Raw genomic sequence first — 26,600 nt, forward strand, 5'->3', positions numbered from 1 at the left:
TGCGATGTCGAGCGATGAGCCGTCGAACGGGGATCTGGTCCGCTTCCCTCAGTCGCGGGTGCGCCCGTCGGCCCAGGGCCGTCCGTTCAGGACTCTGGGGCTGGGGCCGCTCGCCCGTGCCCTTGGCGCCCCGATCGAGCAGGCGACCGGTCATTGGTGCAGCCGCTGCCAGGGCATCTGGTACGGCTATCTGCTCGAGGTGACGTGCCCGGTTTGCGGCAGTCGCCAAGGTTGAGCCCGATTGTGCGAAACCTAATTTCCAGGTGCAAAGATAGTTTGCAGGGTGATCGGCCTATTTTATCGCGCTGCAACATGGTTACATTCCGATAAGTAATTGATTTTTATGTATATTTTTTAGTTCGCGAGACTGGCACGCGGCTTGCTCCTATGAGGTCCAGAAGCGGCTCATAACGCTTCGATCGACAATTGGGAGGACGTGATGGCCAATCTCCTCTGGCTTCAGGGCGGGGCTTGTTCCGGTAATACGATGTCGTTCCTCAACGCAGAGGAACCCAGTGCCTGCGATCTGGTGACGGATTTCGGGATCAATGTCCTGTGGCATCCCTCTCTGGGAATGGAACTGGGCGAGAACCTGCAGAAGATGATGAAGGCGTTGGTCTCGGGCGAAATCCCGCTCGACATCTTCGTGTTCGAAGGCTCGGTGGTGAATGCCCCGGGCGGCACGGGCGAATGGAACCGTTTCGCCGGCCGGCCGATGAAGGACTGGGTGGCCGATCTCGCCAAGGTGTCGAATTTCGTCGTCGCCATCGGCGACTGCGCTACCTGGGGCGGCATTCCCGCGACGGCGCCCAATCCCTCCGACAGCGTCGGGCTGCAATTCCTCAAGCGGGCCCACGGCGGTGCGCTCGGCGCCGGCTATCGCTCCAAGGCCGGGTTGCCGGTGATCAACGTGCCCGGCTGCCCCGCGCATCCCGACTGGATCACCCAGATCGTGGTCGCGGTCGCCACCGGCCGCGCCGGCGACCTGTCACTTGATGAGTTCCAGCGGCCCAAGACCTTCTTCACCAGCTTCACCCAGACCGGCTGCACCCGCAACATGCACTTCGCCTACAAGGTCTCGGCGACCGAGTTCGGCCAGCGCAAGGGCTGCCTGTTCTACGACCTGGGCTGCCGCGGGCCGATGACCCATTCGCCCTGCAACCGCATCCTGTGGAACCGCCAATCGTCCAAGACCCGCGCCGGCATGCCGTGCATGGGCTGCACCGAGCCGGAATTCCCCTTCTTCGACCTGGCGCCGGGCACGGTGTTCAAGACCCAGACGGTCATGGGCGTGCCCAAGGACATGCCCACGGGCGTCGACAAGACCGGTTACATCAAGCTGACCGCCGCGGCCAAGGCCGCATCCCCGGCCTGGGCGGAAGAGGAAATCTTCGTCGTCTGAAGCCACCGCGATCCGGCCAACTATAAAGAATTCAGGGAGCACGTCCCATGTCAGCAGCCGTTCAAACACTCGATATTTCACCGGTCGGCCGGGTTGAGGGCGACCTCGACGTTCGTGTCGACATCCAGGACGGGGTGGTCGTCAATGCCTGGACCAGCGCCGAGCTGTTCCGCGGCTTCGAGATCATCCTGCGCGACAAGGATCCGCAGGCCGGCCTGGTGGTGACGCCGCGCGCCTGCGGCATCTGCGGTGCCTCGCACCTCACCTGCGCCGCCTGGGCGCTGGACACGGCCTGGAAGACCACGGTGCCGCGCAACGCGATCCTGGCCCGCAATCTGGGACAGATCGTCGAGAGCATCCAGAGCCTGCCGCGGCACCACTACGGCCTGTTCATGATCGATTACACCAACAAGAACTATTCGAATTCGGCCTACTACGAGGAAGCGGTGAAACGCTGGTCGCCCTTCACCGGCACCAACTACGAGATCGGTGTGACCATCTCGGGCCGACCGGTCGAGATCTATGCCCTGCTGGGTGGGCAGTGGCCGCATTCCAGCTACATGGTGCCCGGTGGCGTCATGTGTGCGCCGACCCTGACCGACGTCACCAGGGCCTGGTCGATCCTGGAGCATTTCCGGCGCAACTGGATGGAGCCGATCTGGCTGGGTTGCACCCTGGAACGCTATGAGGAAATCCGCTCCTACGACGATCTCATGGCGTGGCTCGACGAGCGGCCGGAACATGCCAATTCCGATCTGGGCCTGTTCTGGCGCATGAGCCTGGATATCGGCCTCGACAAATACGGGCGAGGTCACGATCGCTACGTGTCCTGGGGCTATCTGCCGCACGAGGACCGCTACAACAAGCCGACGATCGAAAGCCGGAATGCCTCGCTCATCATGAAATCGGGTGTTTATAACGGCACCACCGACACCCACAAGCTGATGGACCAGTCGTTCACCCGGGAAGACGTGGGGCGTGCCTGGTACGACGAGCCGGGCCACCTGCATCCCTTCGAGCGCACCACCAAGGCGATCCAGAAGAACGAAGTCGATCACGAGGGACGCTATTCCTGGTCGGTCGCGGTCACGCACGACCAGGACGGCCGCCTGGAGGCTGGGCCCCTGTCACGCCAGCTCATCGCCGGCGGCCGGCACGGCGAGTCGTGGCAGCACTACGACCCGCTGGTCCTCGACATCTACAAGAAGCTGGGCGGCGCCAGCGTGATGCTGCGCCACTTCGCCCGCATGCACGAGGGGGTGAAGCTGTATCGTGAGGCCGAACGGATCCTGCGGGAATTCCGCCTGAAGGATAGCTGGTACGAAAAGCCGACCGAGAAGGACGGTCGCGGCTGGGGGCGACCGAGGCGATTCGCGGGGCCCTGTGCCACTGGATCGAGGTGCAGAACGGCAAGATCAAGAACTATCAGATCATCGCGCCGACGACCTGGAATGTCGGCCCGCGCTCGAACGATGGTACCCGCGGCCCGATCGAGGAGGCCCTGATCGGCACCCCGATCGCCGATCCGCGCGATCCCGTCGAGGTCGGGCATGTCTGCCGCTCCTACGACTCCTGCCTCGTCTGCACGGTGCACGCGCACGACGCCAAGACCGGGGAGGAACTTGCAAGGTTCCGAACCGCCTGATCGACAAATCAGCGTTTTTGGCGAAGATTGAGTGGCCTGGTGCGCTTGGCGTTGAGCCGAGGGCACCGGGGACTCTTGCAAGGGGCGACCGAAAATGGCTGCGGGCGATGCGGAGGTCCTGCTGAGGACCATCGCCGAAATGATGGCGAACGGTCTCAAAACGCAGACGGAGCCGTTCCCGGAAACGGACAAGGAGTTTGCCGATATTCTGGCGCAATTGCGTCAGCTCGATCCCGGCGACCTCAAGGCCAAGCTCGTGATCAGCGGCTTTGTCGATCAACCCTACGGGCCTGAACGGCAGCGCTGCATGGAGTGCATGTACTACCTGGTTCACCGGCGTTGGTGCGATCTGCCCGAGTTGGCAGTCCCGGTCGAACCCGACTGGTGGTGCCGCCTCTGGCGTATCTAGGGGCGTTGCCGCACACGTATCCCGGGCCTCGAAAGATCCGCGACAGAAGATCGGGAGGATGGCGATGACAGAAGTCGAGACCAGGTTGGAGGATATCCGTTCGCTGCTGGCGAACGGGCTGAAAACCGAAGTGTTTCCCCGTGCCGACAGTGCCGAAGAAACCCAGGTGATCATCGGCCGCCTGCGGGCCGCCGGCGACGACCTTGTGGGCAAGCTGGTGATCGGCGGCTTCACGCTGACCACGATCGAGCACGGCGGCATCGAGCAACCTTGCGAGACCTGCATGTACTATCTGGTTCACCGGCGCCATTGCGAGCTGCCCGAGCTCGACCTGCCGGTCGAGCCGGAATGGTCGTGCCGGTTGTGGCGGATCTGACGCCATGATCGCGGTCATTGGCTGCGGCAACCCCAACCGCAGCGACGACGGTGCCGGCGCCGGTGTGCTGCATTTGTTGAAGGCGCGCGGCGTGGGGGCGGGACGCGAGGATATTCGCCTGCTCGATGCGGGAACCGACGGGATGTCCGTGATGTTCGCGGCGCGGGGCTGTCGGGCGTTGATCATCATCGACGCGGCGCGTTCGGGATCGACCCCCGGCGATCTCTTCGAGGTGCCGGGGGCCGAACTCGAGCAATCCCACAAACCGACGCTGACCCTGCATGATTTTCGCTGGGATCATGCGCTGTTCGCCGGGCGCAAGATCTATGGCCAGGATTTTCCCGCCGACGTCACGGTATTGCTGATCGAGGCCGCGAGCCTCGACTTCGGCATCGGTCTTTCCGCCCCCGTCTCGGCCGCCGTCGAGCGCGCGGCGGACCGTGTCGAGCTCTTGCTGGCCGAGCGGCAAGGGCGCCGGGAGGCCGCGTCATGAGCGAGCCGGCACGGGTCACGATCCAGCGCGGCAGCCTCTACCTGACGCGTGATGTCTACGATCGCTATTTCGGCGGCTTGCAGGCGGTCGTGCTGCTGCGGCGGGAGACCGCGCTGCTGGTCATGCCCGTGCGCCACGCCGCCGGTGGCGGTTACCTGCTCAAGCAGCGCAATGGCACCGGCGACCGGGTGGTGACCGCCGCGGATTTCTTCCGCGAACAGGGGATGGACGACGACCTGCCGCATATCCTGCCGGCCCAGTGGAGCACCGAGCAGGTGGGGCTGTGGGTCGCCGACGCTTTTAAGTAAAATTAATTGTCATTTTGCATAATCAGTAGACTTTTTATTGGAAAGAGACTTATCTTTATGGAAATCAACTAGTCCAACAATAAGGGGGGATGTCGGAGGTGGCTATCGATCGCATCGAAGATCAGGTGCGGGCTGCCCTGTCCGCGGCAGAGGACGCCGAGGCGAGCCCGCAGGAGCGGGCCGAGATGCTGATGGAAATCGCCATCGGCCTTCAGCAACGCCCGAAGTCACCCGATGCGCTGACGGCCGCCGTGGATCTCTACGACAAGGCGCTGTCGATCTGCCCCGCCGGCGAGGATTTGTTGCGGGCCAGGATCGTGGCGCGCCGGGGGACCGCGCTGCAGGCCGTGCCCGAGGAAGGCACCGCCTCGCTGGAGCAGGCGCGCAAGGCCTTCGACCAGGCGATCCCTGTCCTGGCCGAACTGGGCAGGCCCGAGGAAATCGCCGAAGCGGAAATGAACCTGGGTGTGGTGATCCAGAATCTGGCCGGCGCGGGGCGGGCCCGGATCACCGATGCGATCGCGGCCTACCAGCGTGCCTTGCGCACCTTCGAGCGGCGGCGCTTCCCGACGGAATTCGCCATCCTGCAGAACAATCTGGCCACGGCCTTCCTGTCGATCCCGATGACCGACGAGCGCGCCAAGATGCGCGAGGCGCTGGCCGTGCAGGCCTTCGAGGAAGGCTTGAAGGTGGTCAACCTGATCGACCATCCGACCGAATACGCCATGTTGCAGAACAATCTCGGTAACGCGCTGCAATACGCCTCGTCGAGCCATGCGGTCGAAAACAACCTGCGTGCGCTCGATGCCTATGACGAGGCCTTGAAGGTGCGCAGCCGCGCCGACATGCCCGGCGAATATGCGAACACCATCGCCAACAAGGCGAACTGCCTGTGGAACCTGCCCGATGATCCGGCCAACCCGGAACATGGCAACCGAGCCAATCTGTTGCAGGCGAGGGCCTGCTATGCCGAGGCGCGCGAGATCTTCGTGGCCCAGGGCGAGTTGCAGAAGGCGCGGATCGTGGCGGAAGCCTGCGAGCAGGTCGAGCGGGAGCTGTTGGCGGCGCCCGCCGCCAACGGCGGCGGCATCACCGCCGTCGCCCGGACGATGTAATCTGAAAAGGAGCAAGGGCATCAGATGTTTGGCATTTCCATTGTTGGGGCGCTGATTGCGCTCGTGGTCGGATCCCTGGCCGCCATGCTGGCCGGCGCTGCCGTCGGCATCGCCATCGGCGGCAAGGCGCTCGGCAAGGAGCTGGCCGCGTTCATGGGCAGCTTCTATGGCCCCCTGGCCGGCGCCCCGGGCATCGTCATCGGCCTTGCCGCGCTGAGCGTGATCGGCTGAGGAGACGGGATATGTGGGATGTCGCCAAAAATTCCGTCAGCCTGTTCTTCGCCGGCAAGCTGTTCGCCGAGCCGGGCAAGGCCTATACGCAGATCGCGATCGGTATCGCCGTGACGGCGCTGCTGCTGGTCGGCATCGTCAAGATCGGCCTGCCCCTGTGGCTGGGCGGGCTGGCCGCCGGGCTGGCGGGCGGCGCCCTGCAACCTTATCTGTTTAAAGACCTGCGGTATCGCTGAGGTCGCCATGAACGCGCCAGCCTCGCTGCCGACCCAACGCGACGACCTGACGGGACTGGTCGGCGACATCCAGCATCTCGAAGCGATCTTCGAGACCTGGGGCGAGACCCAGCGCGGTGCGATCAGTGCCTATCGCCAGGCCATCGAGGCCCTGCACGGCGAGGCGCTGCGCCGGCTGGTGCGCGCGCTCAAGAGCGATCCCGCGGCGCTGGCCGCCATGAAGGACGCTCTGAGCGACGAGGTGGTCTATGCCGTCATGCGCCGCCTGGGCGTGGTCAAGGCCAGCCTGACGGAGCGGGTGGAGGCGGCGCTGGACAATGTGCGGCCGATGCTGGCCTCCCACGGCGGCGATGTCGAACTGGTCGCCATCCGGCCGCCGGCCATCGAAGTGCGCTTCGTCGGCGCCTGCGACAGTTGCCCGGCCTCGGCCCTGACCTTCCATTCGGGCGTGAAGAAAGCCGTGCAGGATGCCTGCCCGGAAATCACCGAGGTGCTGCAGGTCAAGGGCCTGGGCGGCGGGGCGTGCAAGGATGATGCCTTGCGTTTCGTCAGCCCCTTCGCCATCGACGCGGTCGGCCACTGGCGCCCTGTCGGCGTGCTGTCGGATATCCCCGAAGGCGGGGTGCGCGGGCTCGAACTCGACGGCGCGCCCATCATTCTCTCGCGCCAGGGCGCGGTCGTCACCTGCTTCCAGAATGCCTGTGCCCACCTGGGTTTTTCGCTCGACGGTGGCACGATCAGGGACGGCATCATCGCCTGTCCGTTCCACGGTTTCCAATACGACCTGACCAGCGGCGAATGCCTGACCGCGCCGGAAGTGCAACTGCAACCCCATGCGGTGCGCGTCATCGGCGAGCGGGTCGAAGTGAGGCTCGCGCGCTAGCCATGCAGATCTCGCTTCGCCCCGCCCGATCCCGCAACGCCCCCGTGTTGCCCCTGCCTGCCCCGTTGCTGGCATCGGAAGGCGCTCGCGTGATCCTGGGCGGCGATCCGGGGCTGGACGGCCTGGCGGCGCCGATCGTACCCGGTCCGGCCAGCCTGTTTGGCCCGCGCGGTGCCTGTCTGGCAGGCCCGGGCGGGCCGCTCTTCGTCTGCGACACCGGCCATCACCGCGTGCTGGGCTGGCACCGGGCACCGGCGACGGACGGCCAGCCCGCCGACTTCGTCCTGGGCCAGCCGGATTTTTCACGCGAAGGCCGCAATGCCAAGGGCGAGGTGACAGCCACCAGCCTGAATGTGCCCACCGGCATCGCGGCCGCCGACGGCATCCTGGCCGTGGCCGATGCCTGGAACCACCGCGTTCTCCTCTGGTTCGGGCTGCCCGAACGCGGCGGCCGTCCGGCCGACGTGGTGCTGGGCCAGGCCGATTTCAGCGGCGGGCTGATCAATCGCGGCAGCGACCAGGCCGCGGCCGATACGCTGAACTGGTGCTATGGCGTGGCCATCATCGACGGCCGCCTGCTGGTGGCCGACACCGGCAACCGCCGGGTGCTGGTGTGGGACACGATCCCGACCCGCAACGGCACGCCGGCCGACCTGGTGCTGGGCCAGCGCGGCCCGACCATCCGCGACGAGAATGCCGGCGCCGGCGCCAATGCCCTGGGCATGCGCTGGCCCCACGGTATCGCGATGCTGGACGGCCGGATCCTGGTCGCCGATGCCGGCGACAACCGGGTGATGGTGTGGAACCACCTGCCCCGGGCCGATGGTGTCCCCTGCGATTTCATGCTGGGCCAGGCCGACATGGCCGGCGTCGACCACAATCGCGCCGCCTATTACCCCACCGCCGGGGCCATGAACATGCCCTATGGCCTGGCTGTTCTGCAAGATCGCCTGGTGGTCGCCGATACCGCCAGTTCGCGCCTGCTGGGGTTCGAGGCGGGTGGTCTCGCCATGGGTGCCGAGGCGAGCCGCCTGGCCGGGCAGGCAAGCTTCGGCGACAAGGGCGACAACCGCTGGGGCTTTCCCGCCCGCGACAGCCTGTGCTGGCCCTATAACGTCGCCGCCTGCGAGAACACCCTAGTGGTCGCCGATTCCGGCAACAACCGCATCCTGTTGTGGGAGGCGGCGCCATGAGCCTTCAGCCCCACCTTGTGGAACCGCAGGAGAGCTTTGCGATCCGCGTGCGCGGCCGAGTCCAGGGCGTGGGATTCCGTCCGACCGTGTGGCGGTTCGCCCGCGACCTGGCCCTCTCGGGCGAGGTGCTGAACGACGCCGAAGGCGTGCTGATCCGTGTCAACGGGGCGCGGGCGGCGGTCGATGCCCTGATCGGCCGCCTGCACCGCGAGCCGCCGCCGCTGGCCCGCATCGACAGTGTCGAGACCTGGCCGATCGCCGAGGTGGCCGCCGACGGTTTCAGCGTTGTCGAGAGTGCCCCGGGTGCCGCCCATACCCAGGTCGCGCCCGATGCCCTGGTCTGCGCTGCCTGCGCCGCCGAGATCGCCGATCCGTTCAGCCGGCGTTATCGCTACCCCTTTACCAACTGCACTCATTGCGGCCCGCGGTTCAGCATCGTGCGGGGCATTCCCTACGACCGGGTGACCACCACCATGGCGCCCTTCGGCCTGTGCACGGATTGCCTGGCCGAATACCGCGACCCCGCCGATCGCCGTTTCCAGGCCCAGGCCATCGCCTGCCACGCCTGCGGCCCCCGGGCCAGGCTGGTGCGCCTCGACGGCCGGGCGGTGAGCTTCGAACAGCACTCGATGCTCGACGATGTCGACGCGGTGTGCAGCCTGTTGCAGAAGGGCGAGATCGTCGCCATCAAGGGCCTGGGCGGTTACCACCTGGCCTGCGATGCGACACGGGCCGATGTCGTCGCCCGGTTGCGCGAGCGCAAACGGCGCCATGCCAAGCCGTTCGCCCTGATGGCCCGCGACCTGGATATCGTTCGGCGTTACTGCTCGGTCGATGCGGCCGAGGCGGCGGCGCTGGCAAGCCCCGAGGCGCCGATCGTGCTGCTGCGGGCCGACGGCCCGGCCAGGTTGCCCGAGGCCGTCGCGCCCGGCTTGGGCCTGCTGGGCTTCATGCTGCCGACCACGCCCCTGCACCGGCTGATCCTCAGGCGCATGGAACGGCCGGTGGTGATGACCAGCGGCAACCTCTCCGACGAGCCGCAGGTAACCGACGACGTGGCGGCGCGCGAGCGGCTGGGCGGCATCGCCGCCTTCGCCCTGATGCACGACCGTGCCATTGCCAACCGGGTCGATGATTCCGTGGTGCGCCTGTCGGGCGGGGCGATCCGCGTGCTGCGGCGGGCGCGCGGCTTTGCGCCGGCGCCGATCGCCCTGCCGCCCGGCTTCGAGTCGGCGCCGCCGGTGCTTGCCTATGGCGGGGAGTTGAAGGCGACCTTCTGCCTGCTGAAGGACGGCGAGGCGATCGTCTCCCAGCATATCGGCGATCTGGAGGAGGGGGCGGCTTTCGACGACTATGGCCGCAACCTGGAGCTCTATGCCCATCTGTTCGATCATGCGCCGGCGGTGCTGGCGGCGGATCGCCACCCCGAATACCTCTCGACCAAGCAGGCGCTGGCGCGGGCCGCGGCGGAAGCGCTGCCCCTGGCACAGGTGCAGCACCATCACGCCCATGTCGCCGCCTGCCTGGCCGAGAACGGCCGGCCGCTGGAGGCCGCCCCCGTGCTGGGCATCGTGCTCGACGGCCTGGGCTATGGCGACGATGGGGCGATCTGGGGCGGCGAATTCCTGCTGGCCGACTATCGCGGGTACCAGCGATTGGGCACCCTCAAGCCGGTCGCCATGCCGGGCGGGGCCCAGGCGGCGCGCGAGCCCTGGCGCAACCTCTATGCCCACCTGATGGCCGAGATGGGCTGGCCCGCCTTCGCCATGAACTTTGCCGAACTCGAGGTGTACCAGGCCCTGTCGCAGCGCCCGCGCGCCAGCTTTGATGCCATGATCCGTGATGGCCGCTTCGCCCCCAGGGCCTCGTCCTGCGGCCGCCTGTTCGATGCCGTCGCCGCCGCCCTGGGCCTGTGCCGCGACCGCCAGGCCTATGAGGGGCAGGCGGCGATGATGCTGGAGGCGAGCGTCGACGCGCAGGCGCTGGCGGACGAGGACGAGGCGCTGGCCTATCCCTTCACCATCCCGCTGCTGCCCGAGACCAGGATGCCCTATCTGGAACCGCTGGCGATGTGGAACGCCCTGTTGGGCGACCTGATCCTGAAGACGCCGCCGGGCGTGATCGCCGCGCGCTTCCACCGCGGCTTGGCCAAGGGCGTTGCGGCCATGGCGGACAAGCTCGCCGGCGGTGAGGGCGAGGTGCGGCGCTTCGATACCGTCGCCCTGTCGGGCGGCTGCTTCCAGAACCGGGTGCTGTTCGAGGAAGTCGCCCGGCGCCTGGTCGCGCAGGGCTTCCAGGTGCTTTCCCATGCCCGCGTGCCGGCCAACGACGGCGGCCTGGCCCTGGGCCAGGCGGCGGTCGCCGCCGCCCTTTCGATTGGAGACCGGCCATGTGCCTAGGAATTCCCGGCCGCATCGTGGCTATCGACGATCCCGTGCGCAAGCTGGCCACGGTCGATGTCAGCGGGGTGCGGCGGCAGGTCAACATCGCCTGCATCGTCGACGAGAACCATTCGGTCGCGTCCTGCGTCGGCGACTGGGTCCTGGTTCATGTCGGCTTTGCCATGAGTCGGATCAACGAGGCCCAGGCGGCCGAGACCCTGAAGATCCTGGTGGAACTGGGCGAGGCGCAGGCCGAGATCGAGGCCATGCGCCGGTCGGCCGCGGGCTGAGGGAGGCGGATCATGTCGACGCAGACCGAACTCCAGGCACTCTACCCCTTCCTGCACGGCAAGCCGCAGGACGCCCGCCGGCTCGACGCCGCGCTCTTGTCCTCGATCGCCGAGAAGGCGCGGGACTCGCGCGAGGCCAATGCGCGCTTCTTCGAGACCCAGGCGGATACGCTGCTGGCCATTGCCCGCACCATCGCCCTGACCTATCGCCGCAACGGCCGGCTGTTTGCCATGGGCAATGGCGGCTCCAGTTGCGACGCTGCCCATGTCACGGTCGAATTCGTCCACCCGGTGACCGCCGGCCGGCCGGCCCTGGCCGCGATCAACTTGGTGGCCGATGTCGCCCAGATGACGGCGGTTGGTAATGATGTGGGTTTCGAGCATGTTTTCCTGCGCCAGTTGGGCGCCCTGGGGCGGGCCGGCGATGCCCTGGTCGGCTTTTCCACCAGCGGCAATTCGGCCAACCTCCTCGCGACCTTCGCCAAGGCGCGGGAGATGGACATTGCCACCGTCGGTTTTTGCGGCGGCAGCGGCGGGCGGATGGCGGCCGCCGGCGTGCTCGACCATTGCGTGGTGGTGCCCACCAGTTCGATCCACCGCACCCAGGAATGCCACGTCACCGCTTATCATATCGTCTGGGACCTGGTGCATACCTTGCTGGCCGACGACCGCGGCTCGGCGGCGATGGGAGTGAGCCCATGAAATATGTCGACGAATTCCGCGACCGCGACAAGGCGCGCAGCCTGATCCGTGAGATCGAGGCCGTGGTCGCCACCATCGAGGTGGCCAGGCACCGGCCGATCAACATCATGGAAGTGTGCGGCGGCCACACCCATTCGATCTTCCGCTACGGCCTGGAAGGCATGTTGCCCAGGCAAATCGAACTCATCCACGGGCCGGGCTGCCCGGTCTGCGTGCTACCCATGGGCCGGGTCGACGATTGCGTCGCCATCGCCGAGACGCCGGGGGTGATCTTTGCCACCTTCGGCGATGCCATGCGCGTGCCCGGCTCGCGCAAGAGCCTGCTCCAGGCCAAGGCCGAGGGCGCCGACGTGCGCATGGTCTATTCGCCCCTGGATGCCCTGGCCCTGGCCCGGCAGAACCCCGAGCACGAGGTGGTGTTCTTCGCCCTGGGCTTCGAGACCACCATGCCCTCCACCGCCCTGACCATTCTGGAGGCCGAGGCGGAGGGCATCGCCAATTTCTCGGTCTTCTGCAACCACATCACCATCGTGCCCACGATCAAGGCGATCCTGGACAGCCCGGACCTGCAGCTCGACGGTTTCCTGGGGCCGGGCCATGTCTCGATGGTGATTGGCAACGCGCCCTATGAATTCATCGCCCGGCACTATCGCCGGCCGCTGGTGGTCGCCGGCTTCGAGCCCCTGGACATATTGCAGTCGATCTGGATGGTCCTGAAGCAGATCAAGGAGGGCCGGGCGCAGATCGAGAACCAGTATGCCCGCATCGTGCCCGACGGCGGCAATGCCCCAGCCCTGCATGCGGTTTCGCGCGTCTACGAGCTGCGTGAATTCTTCGAATGGCGGGGCCTGGGCTCGATCGATCATTCGGGCGTGCGCCTGCGGCCGGCCTATGCCGCCTTCGATGCCGAACGGCGCTTCGCCCTGCCCAATGTGACCATTGCCGATCCCAAGTCGTGCCAATGCGGCGAGGTGCTGAAAGGCGTGATCAAGCCGTGGCAGTGCAAGGTTTTCGGCACCGCCTGCACGCCCGAGACGCCGCTGGGCGCCTTGATGGTGTCCTCGGAAGGCGCCTGCGCCGCGCACTACCAGTACGGCGGCGAGCACGTACAGCGGGGGGCGGCATGAACGTCATGGCGATGCCCCGGCCGCGGCCGCTGGGCCGGCTTCAGGTGCCGACGGTGACCCTGGCCCACGGCGGCGGCGGCAAGGCGATGAAGGACCTGATCGACGATGTCTTCGTGTCGGCCTTCGACAATGCCCTGCTGGCGGGCCTGGAGGACCAGGCGCGTATCGATCTGGTCGCCCTGGCGGCGCAGGGCGACCGGCTGGCCTTCACCACCGATTCCTATGTGGTCGATCCCCTGTTCTTCCCCGGCGGCGACATCGGCAAGCTGGCCGTCTGCGGCACGGTGAACGACCTCGCCGTGGGCGGCGCCGTGCCCCTGCACCTCGCCTGTGCCGTGATCATCGAGGAAGGCATGCCGGTCGACACCTTGCGCCGGATCGCCCAATCGATGGGGACGACGGCGCAGGCAGCCGGCGTGCAGATCGTCACCGGCGATACCAAGGTGGTGCCGCGCGGCTGCTGCGACAAACTGTTCATCACCACCACCGGCATCGGCGTCATCCGCCGGGCCTGAACCTCGGCGCCGACCGGGCGCAGGAAGGCGACGTGGTGCTGGTGAACGGGCGGCTGGGCGATCATGGCGCGGCGATTCTGTGCGCGCGGGGCGACATGGCCCTGACCAGTGCGGTGGAAAGCGATTGCGCGCCCCTGCACGGGTTGATCGCCGGCCTGCTGGCGGCGGCACCGCAGACCCGCTTCCTGCGCGATGCGACGCGGGGTGGGGTGGCGACCGTCCTGAACGAACTGGCCCAGGCCTCGGCCGTGGCGATCGAGATCGAGGAGGCGGCGACGCCGATCTGCGACGAGGTGCGCGGCTTTTGCGAAATCCTGGGGCTCGACCCGCTCTACCTCGCCAACGAGGGCAAGATGGTGATCGTGGTCCCGCCCCAGGAGGCCGACACCGCCTTGGACGCGATGCGGGGCCATCCCCTCGGCCGCGATGCCTGTGCGATCGGGCGCATTACCAAGGGCCATGCGGGACGGGTCGCGATGAAGACCGTGTTCGGGGCCAGCGCATCGTCGACATGCTGGTCGGCGAGCAATTGCCGCGCATCTGCTGACGGAGGCGGCCGTGCACGAGCTCAGCATCACCCGCAATATCGTCGCGATCGTGGCCGAGGCCGCGAAGGGCCGCCCGGTCGACCGGGTGACGTTGGAGGTCGGCCGGCTCAGCGGTGTGATGAGCACAGCCATCGCCTTCTGCTTCGACGTGGTGGCCAAGGGCACGGCGCTGGAAGCGGCGCAACTGCAGATCAAGGAGATCGACGGCCGTGCCCGTTGCCACGATTGCGGCGACGAGTTCGACACGCCGGATCTCTACACGTCCTGTCCCTGCGGTTCGCACCGCTTCACCCGGCTGCGGGGCGAGGAACTGAAGATAAAAACCATGGAATTGAGGGAGGTCGCCTGATGTGCGCTGTCTGCGGCTGCTCCGACGGAGCAACAGCCACCATTACCGACCTGCGGCACGACGGGCACGACCATGTCCATGCCGACGGCACCAGGCATAGCCACGATCACGATCATGGGCACGGCCATGATCACCACCACGATCATGACCACGGCCACGGCCACGGTACGGGCACGCTGGTCGCTCTCGAAACCAAGGTACTGGCCAAGAACGATGCCTTGGCGGCGCAGAACCGGGCCTGGCTGGCCGGGCGTGAGATCCTGGCGCTGAACCTGGTCAGTTCGCCTGGCGCCGGTAAGACCAGCCTGCTGGAACGCACCATCCGCGACCTGGGCGGCGCTCTCGACCTCTTGGTGATCGAAGGCGATCAGGCGACCTCGAACGATGCCCAGCGCATCCGTGCCGCCGGCGCGCCGGTGGTGCAGGTCAATACCGGTACCGGCTGCCATCTCGAAGCCGAGATGATCGCCCGCGGCCTCGCCGTGCTGAAGCCCGCGGCGGGGGCGGTGGTGTTGATCGAGAATGTCGGCAACCTGGTATGTCCCGCCCTATTCGACCTGGGCGAGCGGGCCAAGGTGGCCATCCTGTCGGTGACCGAGGGCGAGGACAAGCCGCTCAAGTATCCGCATATGTTCAAGGCGGCGACGATCATGCTGCTGAACAAGATCGACCTGCTGCCCCATCTCGATTTCGACGTGGCACGGGCGATTGCCAATGCCCTGCAGGTCAATCCCGACATCATCGTGTTCCGTGTTTCCGCCCGTACCGGGGAAGGGCTCGACGCCTGGTACGGCTGGCTGCGTAGAGAGGCGTTACGAGCCCCAGAGGATGCCTTTGCTGCAATCTGCAGCGGGCCGGCCGGTGTCACAAAACAGATGGAGGAAACAGTATCATGAAGCACACGATCAAGGTGGCGGGCGGCGCCCTGCTGGTCTGCCTGGTCGCGAGTTCGGCCTATGCCCATCCCGGCCACGATATGGGCGGCCTCGCCCATGGCATGGCGCACCCGCTGAGCGGGCTGGACCATATCCTGGCCATGACCATGGTGGGCATCTACGCCTATCAGCAGCGCGGCACCCAGGCGCTGTGGCTGTTGCCCGTGACCTTCGTGGCACTCATGGCGGTGGGCGGTGCCTTGGGTATCGCCGGGGCCGGCCTGCCGCTGGTGGAAATCGGCATCGGCCTGTCGGTCGTGGCGTTGGGCGCAGCCTTGGCCTTGGACGTCAAGTTGCCCGCGATGATCGCGACCACCGTCATCGGCGCCTTCGCAGTCTGCCACGGCTTTGCCCACGGCGCCGAAATGACGCTGGATGCGTCGGGTTACGCCTATGCCAGCGGCTTCATGCTGGCCACCGCGTCGCTGCATCTGGCAGGTATCGGCATCGGCGCTTCCATCGGCCGGCTCGGCCGGCGGCTCGAAAGCCCGCTGGTGCGTACAGCCGGGGGCATTGCCTCGCTCGTTGGCGTCGGCCTGCTGGCCGGTACGCTGTAACGGATGACCGATCTCGTCCGCGTCACTGGCGCGGACGGGCATGGCCCGGCCGATCGACCGCATCGGTAGCGGCAATGCTGGGCAGGAAGCTGCCGCCGCGCTCGAGCAGGAAGTCGATGATGGCGCGCACGGCCGGTACTGGCCGGCGCTGGGCGAGATGGACGACATACCATTGCCGCACGATCGGCAGGCCCTTGACATCCAGGGCCACCATGCGCCCGTCGGCCAATTCCGCCCCCACCGTGTGACCTGAAATGAACGAGATGCCCAGGCAGGCGATGACCGCCTGCTTGATCGTCTCGTTGCTGTCGATCTGCATCGCGATCGGCGGATCAATGCGCATCTTGGCGAAGAAGCGCTCCATCAGGCCACGGGTGCCGCTGCCCGGTTCGCGCACCAGGAAGGTTTCCTCGGCCAGCAGCCTGGCCGGAATGTCGCGCTGGCCGGCCAGGGGGTGGTCGGGCGGGGCGACGATGAGATGCGGATGATCCCCGATCACCTCGGCCTCGACATCGAGTTCGAGCGGCGGCCGCCCCATGATCGCCACATCGATGGCGAAATGCTGCAAGCCCTTCAGGATCTCGGCCCGGTTGCCGACGGTGAGGCGCAGCGAGATGCCGGGGTGAAGCCGGCGAAAGGCGGCCAGGGCCTGGGGCGCGAAGTATTTGGCCGTCGAGACCACGCCGATCGAGACCGTGCCCTTTTCCGCCCCCGCAAGACTGGACAGCATGGCCGAGCAATCGGCGATGGCCGCTTCGATCCGCTCCGCCGCGGTCAGGATCTCGCGGCCGGCGTCGGTGGCGACAGTCTCATTGCCGTGACGCTCCAGCAGCGGCTGGCCGGCCAGGTGCTGTAGCTGCTGCAACTGCATCGTTACAGCCGATGGGGTAACGTGCAGTTCCACCGCAGCACGTGTGACCGATCCAGTTCTGATCACCGCCTGAAGCGCGCGTAATTGTCGCAGGGTGACATTATGAAGATTCATCGCGGCATTTTTCTAAGGTATTCAGAAAATCTGAATAGCTGAATAATAATTATGCGGTTCCATAAAGTATCTCAACAACCAAAAATGCTTTTGGTCACCGCATACAGCGGCCAAGGAAAAAGTGACGGATGCGTGTTCCGCTCAACCCGGAATCGCATAAGGAAAAGCGTTGTGCTTGAGGTGCAAACCGATCAGTCGATGGCACGCGATCGATGTCTTTTGCGCCAGCAACGGAAAGAACGCCATTGACGGTATTGGTAGCTGCAGCCATCCCAACTCTCGGGGCAACTGTGGCAGACCCCCATGCAAAAGTACGACGCAACTCTCCCGCCAAGGCAGCAAGGATAGCCCAAGCATCTACGTGTTCACCGACACCGGTTACCCTACTCTCCTCGACCGGTGTTTAACTGCCCGGGACCGCAAAGCTCGTCTTCGCGTCCCGGGCTTTTTTTTGCGCTTCTCCCGGCCAGGAATGGGGCCGCCTGATGAGATCCTGAGCCTGCTTCAACTACGTCGGGAGTAGTGTCGCATGGAGTCCCGTTGTGACGCGTGTGATCGGGCTGGTTTGGCTCAACGTCTGAAGCACGTAGTTGTCGCAGGAGGGGATTTTGGAAACTCATTACGTTACCTTTTCAAGATGTTCAGAAAATCTAAATTGGCTATTCATAAATATGCGCTTCCCGAAGGTGTCTTATTAAACAAAATTGCCGTTGATCGCCGTTACACGGCGGCAGGGAAGATAAACAATGCGGGTTTCGCCGGCCGCGGAAGCCGCGGGAGGGGTGCGCCGTGTGCGGGATCGATGCCACGCCGGCGATAACGTGCTCTTCGCGCAACGCGACGGGGCCCGGCAGGATAAATAGGGGGCAAACCAATGGCGACCAGGGTGGCGATCAACGGCTTTGGCCGGATCGGACGCAATATCCTTCGGGCGATCATCGATTCCGGGCGCAGCGATATCGAGATCGTGGCGATCAACGATCTGGGTTTCGTGGAAACCACCGCGCATTTGCTGCGCTATGATTCGATCCATGGCCGCTTTCCCGGTGAAGTCCTGGTCGACCGGAACCGGTTGATCGTCAACGGCGCGCCGATCGCGGTTACCCAGTATCTGAAACCTGAAGAGTTGCCGCACGGGGCGATGGCGATCGACATCGTCTTCGAATGCACGGGCTATTTCGCCAGCCGGGAAAAATCGGCCGTGCATCTGGCCGCCGGCGCCAAGCGGGTGCTGGTGTCGGCACCGGTCGATGATGCCGACATCACCATTGTCTACGGCGTCAATCACCAGGCCCTGAGGTCGGAACATCGGATCGTCTCAAACGCTTCCTGCACCACCAACTGCCTGGCACCGGTGGCCAAGGTGCTCAACGACGCGATCGGCATCGACAAGGGCTTCATGACCACGGTGCACTCCTATACCAACGATCAGCCGTCGCTCGATCAGATGCACCGCGACCTCTATCGCGCCCGGGCCGCCGCCCTGTCCATGATTCCCACGGCGACAGGGGCCGCGCGGGCCGTCGGCCTGGTCCTGCCCGAGCTCAAGGGCAAGCTCGACGGCGTCGCCATTCGCGTGCCCACCCCCAATGTCTCGGTCATCGATCTAAAGGTCGTCACCAAGCGGGCGACCTCGGTCGAGGAGGTGAACGAGGTCATCAAGACTGCCGCCGCCGGCAGTCTGCGGGGCATTCTCGCCTATACCACCGCGCCCAACGTGTCGGTCGACTTCAACCAGGATCCCGCCTCGTCCACCGTCGCCCTGGATCAGACCAAGGTCCTGGGCGGGACGCTCGTGCGCATCATGAGCTGGTACGACAACGAATGGGCCTTTTCCAATCGGATGAACGATACCGGCGCCGCCATGGCCAAGCTGATCTGAGCCGTCGGACCGGCGGCGCGGCGTGTCGCATCCCACCAAGGCATTCAAGAACTTCGCTATGCGGAGGGTACGGCGTAACCCAATCACGAAACAGAAGTCGGGAGGACATCATGATCAGAAGAGCACTGTTGATTTCCAGCGTCGTTTTGGCGGCAGTCGGCATCACCAGCAGCCCTTGGGCTGCCGACGAGGGGCCCTGGCAGGTGCGGGTGCGGGGGCTTGGAATCTTTCCGGATGCTAGCGCAACCGTCGATGCCATTCCAGGCGCCACAGTCGATATCGACGCTACGGTAACGCCCGAAATCGACATAACCTACTTCATTACTGACAATATCGCGCTCGAACTGGTCGCGGCCACTGCTCAGGTCGGCGTCGATCTGAAGAATCCCGACCTCAGCCTTGGCCATGTCTGGGTTCTGCCACCGTCACTGACCGTGCAGTATCATTTCGCACCTCATGAGGTGATCAGACCCTATCTTGGCGCCGGTGCGAACTACGTCGTCTTCTATAGCGCCGATCAGCCGGCCGGGCCGATTACCAAAGTCGAGTACGACAACGCCGTTGGATTTGTGCTGCAGGTGGGTGTCGATATTCCATTGGCTGATCATTGGTCTGCCAATATCGACGTCAAGAAAATCTGGCTGTCGACCGATGCCACGGTAAACGGCGCGATCAAGGCCGATGTCGACATAGATCCGGTGCTAGTTGGTGTCGGCGTCGGCTATCGGTTCTAAAAGACATGGCCGGCGGCATGCCGCCGGCCATGATAGGTTAAGTCACCCCGCCTCTTACGACACCCAGGATATTGATGGCGCCCGAGGTGCCGAAGGGCACACCAGTTGTTAGCATGAACAGGTCGCCCGGCGCGGCTGTTGCTGCGGTGATGCGCCGCATAGCTTAAAATTCACTAGACGCCCTAGGTGCTGAATTTCGCCGCTGTGCGCCACCTAGCATATCAGTGCATCTTTCATCAAATGCATTGCTGTAATCCAGCAAGTTAAAGAGAACGATACAAGTTCGCGCGTTGAGCCGCATATTCTAGTTAACGGGCGACGGCGAATGCGTGGTGCGACGGAATTGAGCGTGCCGCGGCATCGCGAGACACTCCCCGCGGATGTCCGTTGCACGTTCAGTCCTTCTTGGCGCCTCGCCGTCCTAGGAATTTGCTCCCGGTCCGTTCGATGATCGGGGCGGGTTGCTAAAACTGCATCGTCAGCGAGAATTCCATGTTGTCCGCTTGCTGGGCGATGCCGAGAACACCCTGTTCCGGGTTTGCCTCGAAATGAGTGATCTCGATCCGGGCTCGCCAGTGATCACCGAAATAGTTGAAATCCGGCCGCTAGCGAATCGTGAAACCGTTGTTCTGGAGGTCGTAGACCGCGAGCAATTCGGCAGCCAGTTTGCCGTCGTTGAAATTGTGGCTGGCTAGGCCGCAGTGAATCCCTTGGCCCCCGACAGCAACAGGACCAACTCGGCCTGGCGGTTTGTTCCGGTTTTTTGAAATACGACTTTCAGATGATGGCGCACTGTTTCTCGGGACGTTCCAAGCGCCGCAGCCACGGCCTCTATGTTCTGGCCGCCCGCGATCTTTCTGGCGACGCGAGCCTCCGTCGGCGAAAGGTCGAACAACCCCTGCAGCATTGATGCAGCCGGAGTCCCTGATTGCTGAACGGGGGTCGCCACCAGAACCCCTGCGGCGGCAGCGAACAGGTCGTGCGCCTCGCGACGGATGGGAACCAGGTGAAAGATGAGGGGCGGGCCGGTTTCGTCGCCGCGCACCGGAAATGAGCGCGGTGTACCGTCCTGCTGGCGGAGTGTGGCCACAGCCTGCGCCAGCATAGTGGCCGCAGGGCGGGGGTGTTGAGCACGATGCGTTCGTCCGCTCGGGTGGCTATCCGAGGGGCCAGGGTGTCGAACAGCGAATTGACCGCGATGGCCCGTCCGTCATGATTCAGTACGGCGGCGGGAAGGCCCAAAGCCTCGAGGGTGTGCGTCGCCGTAGCCGCCTCTTCAAGCCGCAGTCGCGATGATATCAGGGCGGCACGGGCAAAGTGAGGCCTGAGCGGGTCGACGGCCGCGATAACGCTGGCCGGTACAGGCCCATGCTCGTACCGAAATTCAGTGTTGAGGGCAATCAGGTCGCCGCTCGGTACCGCCACCGTTGTGCCGAAATTCCAGCCCAGGCCCCGCGGCCGCAGAAATTCCACATGCAGCGGATCGGTGTCGAGTTCGTCGGGCGTGAACATGTCCTGGTTGGTGAGGAAGCCGGGGTGCTGCATCGCGGCGTCACGCACAGCACGTTGATTGTGACGCATCCATCCGCCGGAAACGAACTCTTCCATGATCGGGGTCGCTGCCGCCGTCGCGATCCAACGAAGATCTTCCCCTTGTGCGGCAAGCATGACCGTGCCAAAGCCCCCGCGAATTCGGTAAGCCGATCCAGGACACGCGGCCAGAGCGAGGGCAGGAACGCAGCAGCGTAAATGTCGTCGATCAGCTCTTCAGGCGTGCGCATTGCTTCCGGTGCCTATGAGTAAGGTGCCTGTCACGGGTAAATTTTTGCAGCATCAGCGAACAAACTAGGGAAGCGAGCGACTGGTTCGGAGTTCTCCATTCCTGGTGATCCTGTGCGAGTATTAAAAAAGCTGCATCCCCAGTAACCCATCCACGCAGTGGGGGGCTGCCAGGCCCCTGGCACGCTACGGTTGGCGAAGTGGTTCGTCTGGGCCTGCGTGGATCGAAGCCGGAGGGTTTCAGCGCCCGATTCACCAACTCGGCCAGGTGCCGTTTTCACCTGTCTCCTGGACGGCGATCGATCGGCCTGACTCCTCCTCGTTGCTCAAGGCCTTGGATTGAATTTGGCGATACGCCAAGACTCTCAAGATTACAATCACCGCGTTCTATGCAGCATTCTAAGGACGTGTGCCATTGGCAAATGGCAACCCCTTTGGCCCTAGAGGGCACGTCCCACCTTCAGAAAGTGAATGCGTCCTTCTTCACCCGAACGGGTGATGCTGTGTGGTGTTTTCTAACGCCACAATGGCATGGCGCGTCCCGCCTTCGGTAAATCGAAAGGCGGGCAGGATCTCGGGCGGTGTGAACGATGAGGTAGTGTTGGGCGGGCATGCTCATGCGGACTCAAGGCAATCCGCCAGACTTCTTCAACAGCCTGCTAGAGCGTTCAGTTGACCTGGGAATATAGCAATATCAGCTTCAGACTTTGCAGTGCGCCAATGGAATCAAGCCTGGATCAATCAACACCACCCGGTTAGTCCAAATAGGAACTATAGCGTTCCATGCAGCAGACACGAAGGCAACCAACCGCCTGTAATTTTTTAGTTCGCCCGGACGGCAGCGCCAACTTCGCAAGAGACATAGTAGCGCGTTGGAAAGCACTAAATTTTAATTAGGCCTAATTTGAATAATATCCAGCAACAATTGCCGTGGATATGGATAAATGCCACATATTGGTTACAAGGCGACCGGCCGATGATTTGTTGGGGGCCGGCTGACAGATGCTCGAAAAGACTGCCGGAGGCTTGGCCAGGAGAAACGCAAAAAATGCCCGGGACGCGAAGGCGAGCTTCGCAGTCCCAGGCAGTTAGACACCGGTCGGGGAGAGTAGGGTGACCGGTGCAGATGCGCGGGTATAAGCCTGGATTATCCTTGCTGGCTTGGCGCTAGGCCAGGGTGAATAGTGGACTACGGGTGTTCCAGTATCATGGCGATAGCCTGGCCGACGATGATGCGCATGTGGTACACAGCGCCGCTTCGCATTACGCAAGCTCAACTCGACCGTGGGCGGCATCGTCCGGCAGGCCAAGTTCTCGCAGCGCGGTCAAGCCTTAAGCCACGAAGGCTTCGTCCAACTCGACTGCATCACTCTCGACGATGCCAAGCTTGAGCCGCTTCAGCCGTTTCTGCGAGGCGGGGGGGGCCGGGCCGTAACCCATGATACGGGGTGCCACGCCAGCCGTAGCGACGCCCGGAAAACGGCCGTGAATTGGGACAAACCGAAACAGATGGGCCGCGGTCTCCACAAAGCCCATGTCGTCGACTGTCGCCCTGGTCGCCAATGGCTTTCCTCCTCCGTATACCGCAATCTCCATCATTAGAAACGCCTGAGGAATTCCATATTCCTTACGCTTGGCTTCAGATTTGCTTAATTCATAGGAAATCCGCCGTGGTGAAACGGTGCGGCGGCGCCTGCGTCACTTGCGCGCATCTCGGCTAGCGGATAGAACAATATTGATTACAGATTCCGCAATGAAATGCCAGATGATGCGGTTCGAGTGTCTTCGGCAGTGACGCCGGACTTTGCGAGCGGGGAAAGGGGCGCAGCGTCGATCGGCGTGACATCGATCGTCAGGTCCTGGCCCGCGAGGTCGGCCCTCACCGGCCACGCGACAAAGGGCCCAGTTAGCCAAGGGACGCCTTGATGCAATCCTCCTTTGTGCATCGGCTGCGCGCCAATGCCGCATCGATTTTGGTCGCCGCCCACCGGGCCGGATGGTGACGGCGAGGCGACGGGCGGTAAGATGTCGCGCCCGTCGCGTGGCCCCTCCGTCCAGTCGAGAGATCCGTCCCCGATGAAAAGAACGATCCGACGCCTCCTCGTCGCCAACCGGTCGGAAATCGCCATCCGCGTTTTCCGCGCCGCCTCGGAACTCGGGATCCGCACCGTGGGGGTCTATGCCGAGGAGGACCGCCTCTCCCTGCATCGCTTCAAGGCGGACGAGGTCTACCGTATCGGCGAGGGCAAGGGGCCGCTCGAAGCCTATCTCTCGATCGAGGAAATCCTCCGGGTCGCCCGGCTCGCCGATGTCGACGCCATCCATCCAGGCTATGGCTTCCTCTCGGAAAGCCCGGAATTTGCCGAGGCTTGCGCCGCCGCGGGCATCGTCTTCATCGGGCCCAAACCCGCCACCATGAGCCAGCTCGGCAACAAGGTGGCGGCGCGCAATCTGGCAATCGCCGCCGGGGTGCTGGTGATGCCGGCGACCGCGCCCCTGCCGGACGATCCGGAAACGGTCCGCCGCCTCGCCGCCGAGATCGGCTATCCGGTCATGCTCAAGGCCTCCTGGGGCGGCGGCGGCCGGGGCATGCGCCCGCTCGACCAGGACAGCCAGCTACTCGAGGCCGTCGCCGCCGCCCGGCGTGAGGCCAAGGCCGCCTTCGGCAAGGACGAGGTCTATCTCGAAAAGCTGGTGCGCCGGGCGCGCCACGTGGAAGTCCAGATCCTGGGCGACACCCATGGCGGTCTGGTCCACCTCTTCGAGCGCGACTGTAGCATCCAGCGCCGCCACCAGAAGGTCATCGAGCGCGCCCCGGCGCCCTATCTCGACGACGGCCAGCGCGCCGCACTGGCCGAGGCGGCGCTGAAGATCGGCCGGGCGACCCATTATGTCGGTGCCGGCACGGTCGAGTTCCTGATGGATGCCGAGACCGGCCAGTTCTACTTCATCGAGGTCAATCCGCGCCTCCAGGTTGAGCATACCGTAACGGAGGTTGTTACCGGACTGGACATCGTCAAGGCGCAGATCCGCATTGCCGCGGGCGGCCATATCGGCCGGACGGAGGAGACCGGGATTCCCGACCAGGCTGGCATCCGGCTGAACGGCCATGCCCTGCAATGCCGCATCACCACCGAAGACCCGCAGAACAACTTCATTCCCGATTACGGCCGGATCTCGGCCTATCGCGGCGCCTTTGGCTTCGGCATCAGGGTCGATGGCGGCACAGCCTATTCCGGCGCCGTGGTGACACCCTATTACGATCCACTGCTGGAAAAGGTCACCGCCTGGGCCGCCACCCCCCAGGAGGTGATCGCCCGCATGACCCGGGCCCTGCGCGAATACCGTATCCGCGGCGTCGCCACCAACCTTGCCTTCCTGGAAGCGGTACTGGGCCACCGTACCTTTAATGCCAATGGTTACACCACCCGCTTCATCGACGAAACCCCGGACCTGTTTCATTTCCCCAAGCGGCGCGACCGCGCAACCAAGCTCTTGACCTATATCGCCGATGTCACGGTCAACGGCCATCCCGAAGTGCGCGGCCGCGCCCGGCCGCCGGCGGAAGCGCGGGCGCCGGCGGTGCCGCGCTTCCTGCCGGGCCTCCCCGTCGGCACTCGGCAGCGGCTGGAGAGCCTGGGGCCTCAGGGCTTCGCGGGCTGGCTGCGCGACGAGAAGCGGGTGCTGGTCACCGACACCACCATGCGCGATGCCCACCAATCCCTGCTGGCGACCCGCATGCGCAGCTTCGATATAGTCTCGGTGGCGGAGGCCTATTCCCTGGGCCTGCCCCAACTGCTCTCCCTGGAATGCTGGGGCGGCGCCACTTTCGACGTGGCCATGCGCTTCCTCTCCGAAGACCCCTGGGAGCGCCTGGCCAAGCTACGCGAACGGGTGCCCAACCTGCTGCTGCAGATGCTGCTGCGTGGCGCCAACGGGGTCGGCTACACCAATTATCCAGACAATGTCGTCCGCTACTTCGTCGCCCAGGCGGCTGCCGGCGGCATCGACCTGTTCCGTATCTTCGACTGCCTCAACTGGGTCGAGAACATGCGCGTCGCGATCGACGCAGTGGGCGAGGCGGGCAAGCTGGCCGAAGGCGCCATCTGTTATACGGGCGATATCTGCGACCCGGACCGCGCGAAATATTCCCTGGCCTATTATGTCGGCCTGGCCAAGGAACTTGAAGCGGCGGGCTGCCACATCCTGGGCGTCAAGGACATGGCGGGGCTGCTCCGCCCGGCCGCCGCCCGGGTGCTGATCAAGGCCCTGAAGCAGGAAGTCGGGCTGCCCATCCACCTGCACACCCATGATACTTCGGGCATTGCGGCGGCGAGCGTGCTGGCAGCTGTCGACGCGGGGGTCGACGCGGTGGATGCGGCGATCGACGCCATGTCGGGGACCACCTCCCAGCCCTGTCTCGGCTCGATCGTCGAGGCCCTGCGCCACACCGAGCGGGAGACCGGCCTCGACCCCGATGCGATCCGCCGCCTGAGCTTCTATTGGGAGGCGGTGCGGACCCAGTACGCCGCCTTCGAAAGCGATCTCAAGTCGGGTGCCTCGGAAGTCTATCTGCACGAAATGCCCGGCGGCCAGTTCACCAACCTCAAGGAACAGGCCCGGGCGCTCGGCCTGGACAGCCGCTGGCATGCGGTCGCCAATGCCTATCGGGCGGCCAACGACCTGTTCGGCGATATCGTCAAGGTCACCCCCTCGTCCAAGGTGGTGGGCGACATGGCGCTGATGATGGTGGCCCAGAACCTGACGGCCCAGGATGTAGCCGATCCCCAGCGGGACATCGCCTTTCCCGCTTCGGTGGTCGAGATGCTGCGCGGCGAACTGGGCCAGCCCCCGGGCGGGTGGCCCGAAGCCCTGCAGAAAAAAGCCCTGAAGGGCGAGACGCCGATCACCGTGCGCCCGGGCTCCCTGCTTGGCGCGGCGGATTTGGCGGCAGCGCGCGCCGAAGCCGAAAAGCGCGTCGGCCACGGGTTGGACGACCAGGATCTCGCCTCCTACCTGATGTATCCCAGGGTGTTCGGCGACTTCGCCGCCATGCAGCGCAAATACGGGCCGGTCTCCGTGCTGCCGACGCCGATCTATTTCTACGGCATGAAACCGGGCGACGAGATCGCGGTCGAGCTGGAGGCTGGCAAGACCCTGGTCATCCTGCTCCAGACCCTGGGCGAGACCGAGCCGGACGGCCAGGTCAAGGTGTTCTTCGAGCTGAACGGCCAGCCGCGCATCATCAAGGTGCCCAACCGGGCGGCGGCGCCCCAGGCGCTGGGCCGGCCCAAGGCCGACGACGGCGATGACAAACAGGTGGCGGCGCCCATGGCCGGGGCGATTTCGTCCATCGCGGTCCAGATGGGGCGCAAGGTCAAGGCCGGCGACGTCCTGCTGACCCTCGAGGCGATGAAGATGGAAACCGCGCTCCATGCCCCCAAGGACGGCACCGTGGTCGACATCCTGGTGGCCCCCCGGGACCGGGTGGAGGCCAAGGACCTGCTGATCCGGCTGGGCTAGGC

The 26,600-nt window shown here is 64.9% G+C and carries 28 protein-coding genes and 1 pseudogene; 26 read left to right on the plus strand and 3 right to left on the minus strand.

Annotation, left to right across the window (positions count from 1 at the left end; translation table 11 throughout):
• The first annotated feature begins 4 nt into the window (after positions 1-4).
• The 22 genes and pseudogenes from D3874_RS04570 (at position 5) to D3874_RS04665 (ending at position 15,695) form a co-directional block, all read left to right on the plus strand.
• Positions 5-235 (plus strand): hypothetical protein, encoded by a 231-nt coding sequence (locus D3874_RS04570; protein ID WP_119777027.1) that lies wholly within the window; start codon positions 5-7, stop codon positions 233-235.
• A 204-nt stretch (positions 236-439) separates the two neighbouring features.
• The gene (locus D3874_RS04575) at positions 440-1,402 is read left to right on the plus strand and encodes an NADH-quinone oxidoreductase subunit B family protein (RefSeq protein ID WP_119777028.1); all 963 of its coding nucleotides are present in this window, start codon (positions 440-442) and stop codon (positions 1,400-1,402) included.
• A gap of 47 nt (positions 1,403-1,449) precedes the next feature.
• Positions 1,450-2,907, plus strand: coding sequence for a nickel-dependent hydrogenase large subunit (locus D3874_RS04580; protein ID WP_199698940.1), 1,458 nt, complete (start codon positions 1,450-1,452; stop codon positions 2,905-2,907).
• Positions 2,802-3,047, plus strand: coding sequence for a nickel-dependent hydrogenase large subunit (locus D3874_RS31865; protein ID WP_408899959.1), 246 nt, complete (start codon positions 2,802-2,804; stop codon positions 3,045-3,047). The genes D3874_RS04580 and D3874_RS31865 overlap by 106 nt, the downstream gene beginning before the upstream one ends.
• A gap of 94 nt (positions 3,048-3,141) precedes the next feature.
• Entirely contained in the window at positions 3,142-3,456 is a 315-nt protein-coding gene (locus D3874_RS04585) for a hypothetical protein (RefSeq protein WP_119777029.1), read from the plus strand.
• A gap of 64 nt (positions 3,457-3,520) precedes the next feature.
• Positions 3,521-3,832 carry a hypothetical protein gene (locus tag D3874_RS04590; protein WP_119782125.1) on the plus strand — a complete coding sequence of 104 codons (312 nt, stop codon included), beginning with the start codon at positions 3,521-3,523 and terminating at the stop codon, positions 3,830-3,832.
• A 4-nt stretch (positions 3,833-3,836) separates the two neighbouring features.
• A complete protein-coding gene (locus tag D3874_RS04595; protein ID WP_119777030.1) occupies positions 3,837-4,325 on the plus strand; it encodes a hydrogenase maturation protease in 489 nt (162 codons plus the stop codon).
• A complete protein-coding gene (locus D3874_RS04600) occupies positions 4,322-4,633 on the plus strand; it encodes a hypothetical protein (protein WP_119777031.1) in 312 nt (103 codons plus the stop codon). Before D3874_RS04595 ends, D3874_RS04600 begins: the two co-directional genes overlap by 4 nt.
• A 98-nt stretch (positions 4,634-4,731) precedes the next feature.
• Positions 4,732-5,748 carry a tetratricopeptide repeat protein gene (locus D3874_RS04605; protein WP_199698941.1) on the plus strand — a complete coding sequence of 339 codons (1,017 nt, stop codon included), beginning with the start codon at positions 4,732-4,734 and terminating at the stop codon, positions 5,746-5,748.
• Positions 5,749-5,772: 24 nt separating this feature from the next.
• The gene (locus D3874_RS04610; RefSeq protein WP_119777033.1) at positions 5,773-5,979 is read left to right on the plus strand and encodes a hypothetical protein; all 207 of its coding nucleotides are present in this window, start codon (positions 5,773-5,775) and stop codon (positions 5,977-5,979) included.
• Positions 5,980-5,990: 11 nt separating this feature from the next.
• Positions 5,991-6,215 carry a hypothetical protein gene (locus D3874_RS04615; protein WP_119777034.1) on the plus strand — a complete coding sequence of 75 codons (225 nt, stop codon included), beginning with the start codon at positions 5,991-5,993 and terminating at the stop codon, positions 6,213-6,215.
• A 7-nt stretch (positions 6,216-6,222) separates the two neighbouring features.
• A complete protein-coding gene (locus D3874_RS04620) occupies positions 6,223-7,098 on the plus strand; it encodes a NifU family protein (protein WP_119777035.1) in 876 nt (291 codons plus the stop codon).
• Between the two features lie 89 nt (positions 7,099-7,187).
• Positions 7,188-8,291 carry an NHL repeat-containing protein gene (locus D3874_RS04625; RefSeq protein WP_233559837.1) on the plus strand — a complete coding sequence of 368 codons (1,104 nt, stop codon included), beginning with the start codon at positions 7,188-7,190 and terminating at the stop codon, positions 8,289-8,291.
• Positions 8,288-10,690 carry a carbamoyltransferase HypF gene (gene hypF / locus D3874_RS04630; RefSeq protein ID WP_119777037.1) on the plus strand — a complete coding sequence of 801 codons (2,403 nt, stop codon included), beginning with the start codon at positions 8,288-8,290 and terminating at the stop codon, positions 10,688-10,690. The genes D3874_RS04625 and hypF overlap by 4 nt, the downstream gene beginning before the upstream one ends.
• Entirely contained in the window at positions 10,681-10,962 is a 282-nt protein-coding gene (locus D3874_RS04635; protein WP_119777038.1) for a HypC/HybG/HupF family hydrogenase formation chaperone, read from the plus strand. The genes hypF and D3874_RS04635 overlap by 10 nt, the downstream gene beginning before the upstream one ends.
• Positions 10,963-10,974: 12 nt before the next feature.
• The gene (locus D3874_RS04640) at positions 10,975-11,664 is read left to right on the plus strand and encodes a D-sedoheptulose-7-phosphate isomerase (RefSeq protein WP_119777039.1); all 690 of its coding nucleotides are present in this window, start codon (positions 10,975-10,977) and stop codon (positions 11,662-11,664) included.
• Positions 11,661-12,791 carry a hydrogenase formation protein HypD gene (gene hypD, locus D3874_RS04645; protein ID WP_119777040.1) on the plus strand — a complete coding sequence of 377 codons (1,131 nt, stop codon included), beginning with the start codon at positions 11,661-11,663 and terminating at the stop codon, positions 12,789-12,791. The genes D3874_RS04640 and hypD overlap by 4 nt, the downstream gene beginning before the upstream one ends.
• A complete protein-coding gene (locus D3874_RS31490; protein WP_338016683.1) occupies positions 12,788-13,306 on the plus strand; it encodes an AIR synthase related protein in 519 nt (172 codons plus the stop codon). The genes hypD and D3874_RS31490 overlap by 4 nt, the downstream gene beginning before the upstream one ends.
• A 32-nt stretch (positions 13,307-13,338) precedes the next feature.
• Positions 13,339-13,770: pseudogene (locus D3874_RS31495) on the plus strand (AIR synthase-related protein); the annotation flags it as partial.
• A gap of 94 nt (positions 13,771-13,864) precedes the next feature.
• Positions 13,865-14,203, plus strand: a complete 339-nt coding sequence (gene hypA, locus D3874_RS04655) for a hydrogenase maturation nickel metallochaperone HypA (protein ID WP_119777041.1) — start codon at positions 13,865-13,867, stop codon at positions 14,201-14,203.
• Positions 14,203-15,099, plus strand: coding sequence for a hydrogenase nickel incorporation protein HypB (hypB, locus tag D3874_RS04660; protein WP_119777042.1), 897 nt, complete (start codon positions 14,203-14,205; stop codon positions 15,097-15,099). The genes hypA and hypB overlap by 1 nt, the downstream gene beginning before the upstream one ends.
• Positions 15,096-15,695, plus strand: coding sequence for a HupE/UreJ family protein (locus D3874_RS04665; RefSeq protein WP_119777043.1), 600 nt, complete (start codon positions 15,096-15,098; stop codon positions 15,693-15,695). Before hypB ends, D3874_RS04665 begins: the two co-directional genes overlap by 4 nt.
• A 22-nt stretch (positions 15,696-15,717) precedes the next feature.
• Here D3874_RS04665 and D3874_RS04670 read toward each other — a convergent pair whose 3' ends face one another.
• Positions 15,718-16,680, minus strand: a complete 963-nt coding sequence (locus D3874_RS04670) for a LysR family transcriptional regulator (RefSeq protein WP_119777044.1) — start codon at positions 16,678-16,680, stop codon at positions 15,718-15,720.
• Between the two features lie 874 nt (positions 16,681-17,554).
• On the opposite strand from D3874_RS04670, the gene gap reads away from it, so the two are divergent.
• From gap to D3874_RS04685, 3 genes are all read left to right on the plus strand, one after another.
• Positions 17,555-18,562 carry a type I glyceraldehyde-3-phosphate dehydrogenase gene (gene gap / locus D3874_RS04675; RefSeq protein WP_119777045.1) on the plus strand — a complete coding sequence of 336 codons (1,008 nt, stop codon included), beginning with the start codon at positions 17,555-17,557 and terminating at the stop codon, positions 18,560-18,562.
• A gap of 110 nt (positions 18,563-18,672) precedes the next feature.
• Positions 18,673-19,296 (plus strand): OmpW/AlkL family protein, encoded by a 624-nt coding sequence (locus tag D3874_RS04680; RefSeq protein ID WP_119777046.1) that lies wholly within the window; start codon positions 18,673-18,675, stop codon positions 19,294-19,296.
• Between the two features lie 503 nt (positions 19,297-19,799).
• Positions 19,800-19,991, plus strand: coding sequence for a hypothetical protein (locus tag D3874_RS04685; RefSeq protein ID WP_119777047.1), 192 nt, complete (start codon positions 19,800-19,802; stop codon positions 19,989-19,991).
• Here the strand turns inward: D3874_RS04685 and D3874_RS04690 are convergent.
• Together D3874_RS04690 and D3874_RS04695 are read right to left on the minus strand one after the other, a co-directional pair.
• Positions 19,988-20,401 carry a helix-turn-helix transcriptional regulator gene (locus tag D3874_RS04690; protein ID WP_119777048.1) on the minus strand — a complete coding sequence of 138 codons (414 nt, stop codon included), beginning with the start codon at positions 20,399-20,401 and terminating at the stop codon, positions 19,988-19,990. The genes D3874_RS04685 and D3874_RS04690 overlap by 4 nt on opposite strands.
• A 2,006-nt stretch (positions 20,402-22,407) precedes the next feature.
• Positions 22,408-22,638 (minus strand): hypothetical protein, encoded by a 231-nt coding sequence (locus tag D3874_RS04695; RefSeq protein ID WP_233559838.1) that lies wholly within the window; start codon positions 22,636-22,638, stop codon positions 22,408-22,410.
• Between the two features lie 513 nt (positions 22,639-23,151).
• Here D3874_RS04695 and pyc point away from each other — a divergent pair.
• On the plus strand, positions 23,152-26,598 hold the full coding sequence (gene pyc, locus D3874_RS04700) for a pyruvate carboxylase (RefSeq protein WP_119777050.1): 3,447 nt from the start codon (positions 23,152-23,154) through the stop codon (positions 26,596-26,598).
• Positions 26,599-26,600: the final 2 nt, after the last annotated feature.

This window comes from Oleomonas cavernae (assembly GCF_003590945.1).
Taxonomy (GTDB): domain Bacteria; phylum Pseudomonadota; class Alphaproteobacteria; order Zavarziniales; family Zavarziniaceae; genus Zavarzinia; species Zavarzinia cavernae.

Bases quoted from the DNA above. Each gene is read 5' to 3' on its own strand.
- D3874_RS04570 (WP_119777027.1), top strand. From the start codon at position 5: ATGTCGAGCGATGAGCCGTCGAACGGGGATCTGGTCCGCTTCCCTCAG.
- D3874_RS04575 (WP_119777028.1), top strand. From the start codon at position 440: ATGGCCAATCTCCTCTGGCTTCAGGGCGGGGCTTGTTCCGGTAATACG.
- D3874_RS04580 (WP_199698940.1), top strand. From the start codon at position 1,450: ATGTCAGCAGCCGTTCAAACACTCGATATTTCACCGGTCGGCCGGGTT.
- D3874_RS04585 (WP_119777029.1), top strand. From the start codon at position 3,142: ATGGCTGCGGGCGATGCGGAGGTCCTGCTGAGGACCATCGCCGAAATG.
- D3874_RS04590 (WP_119782125.1), top strand. From the start codon at position 3,521: ATGACAGAAGTCGAGACCAGGTTGGAGGATATCCGTTCGCTGCTGGCG.
- D3874_RS04595 (WP_119777030.1), top strand. From the start codon at position 3,837: ATGATCGCGGTCATTGGCTGCGGCAACCCCAACCGCAGCGACGACGGT.
- D3874_RS04600 (WP_119777031.1), top strand. From the start codon at position 4,322: ATGAGCGAGCCGGCACGGGTCACGATCCAGCGCGGCAGCCTCTACCTG.
- D3874_RS04610 (WP_119777033.1), top strand. From the start codon at position 5,773: ATGTTTGGCATTTCCATTGTTGGGGCGCTGATTGCGCTCGTGGTCGGA.
- D3874_RS04615 (WP_119777034.1), top strand. From the start codon at position 5,991: ATGTGGGATGTCGCCAAAAATTCCGTCAGCCTGTTCTTCGCCGGCAAG.
- D3874_RS04620 (WP_119777035.1), top strand. From the start codon at position 6,223: ATGAACGCGCCAGCCTCGCTGCCGACCCAACGCGACGACCTGACGGGA.
- hypF (WP_119777037.1), top strand. From the start codon at position 8,288: ATGAGCCTTCAGCCCCACCTTGTGGAACCGCAGGAGAGCTTTGCGATC.
- D3874_RS04635 (WP_119777038.1), top strand. From the start codon at position 10,681: ATGTGCCTAGGAATTCCCGGCCGCATCGTGGCTATCGACGATCCCGTG.
- D3874_RS04640 (WP_119777039.1), top strand. From the start codon at position 10,975: ATGTCGACGCAGACCGAACTCCAGGCACTCTACCCCTTCCTGCACGGC.
- hypD (WP_119777040.1), top strand. From the start codon at position 11,661: ATGAAATATGTCGACGAATTCCGCGACCGCGACAAGGCGCGCAGCCTG.
- D3874_RS31490 (WP_338016683.1), top strand. From the start codon at position 12,788: ATGAACGTCATGGCGATGCCCCGGCCGCGGCCGCTGGGCCGGCTTCAG.
- hypB (WP_119777042.1), top strand. From the start codon at position 14,203: ATGTGCGCTGTCTGCGGCTGCTCCGACGGAGCAACAGCCACCATTACC.
- D3874_RS04665 (WP_119777043.1), top strand. From the start codon at position 15,096: ATGAAGCACACGATCAAGGTGGCGGGCGGCGCCCTGCTGGTCTGCCTG.
- D3874_RS04670 (WP_119777044.1), bottom strand. From the start codon at position 16,680: ATGAATCTTCATAATGTCACCCTGCGACAATTACGCGCGCTTCAGGCG.
- gap (WP_119777045.1), top strand. From the start codon at position 17,555: ATGGCGACCAGGGTGGCGATCAACGGCTTTGGCCGGATCGGACGCAAT.
- D3874_RS04680 (WP_119777046.1), top strand. From the start codon at position 18,673: ATGATCAGAAGAGCACTGTTGATTTCCAGCGTCGTTTTGGCGGCAGTC.
- D3874_RS04690 (WP_119777048.1), bottom strand. From the start codon at position 20,401: ATGCTGGCGCAGGCTGTGGCCACACTCCGCCAGCAGGACGGTACACCG.
- pyc (WP_119777050.1), top strand. From the start codon at position 23,152: ATGAAAAGAACGATCCGACGCCTCCTCGTCGCCAACCGGTCGGAAATC.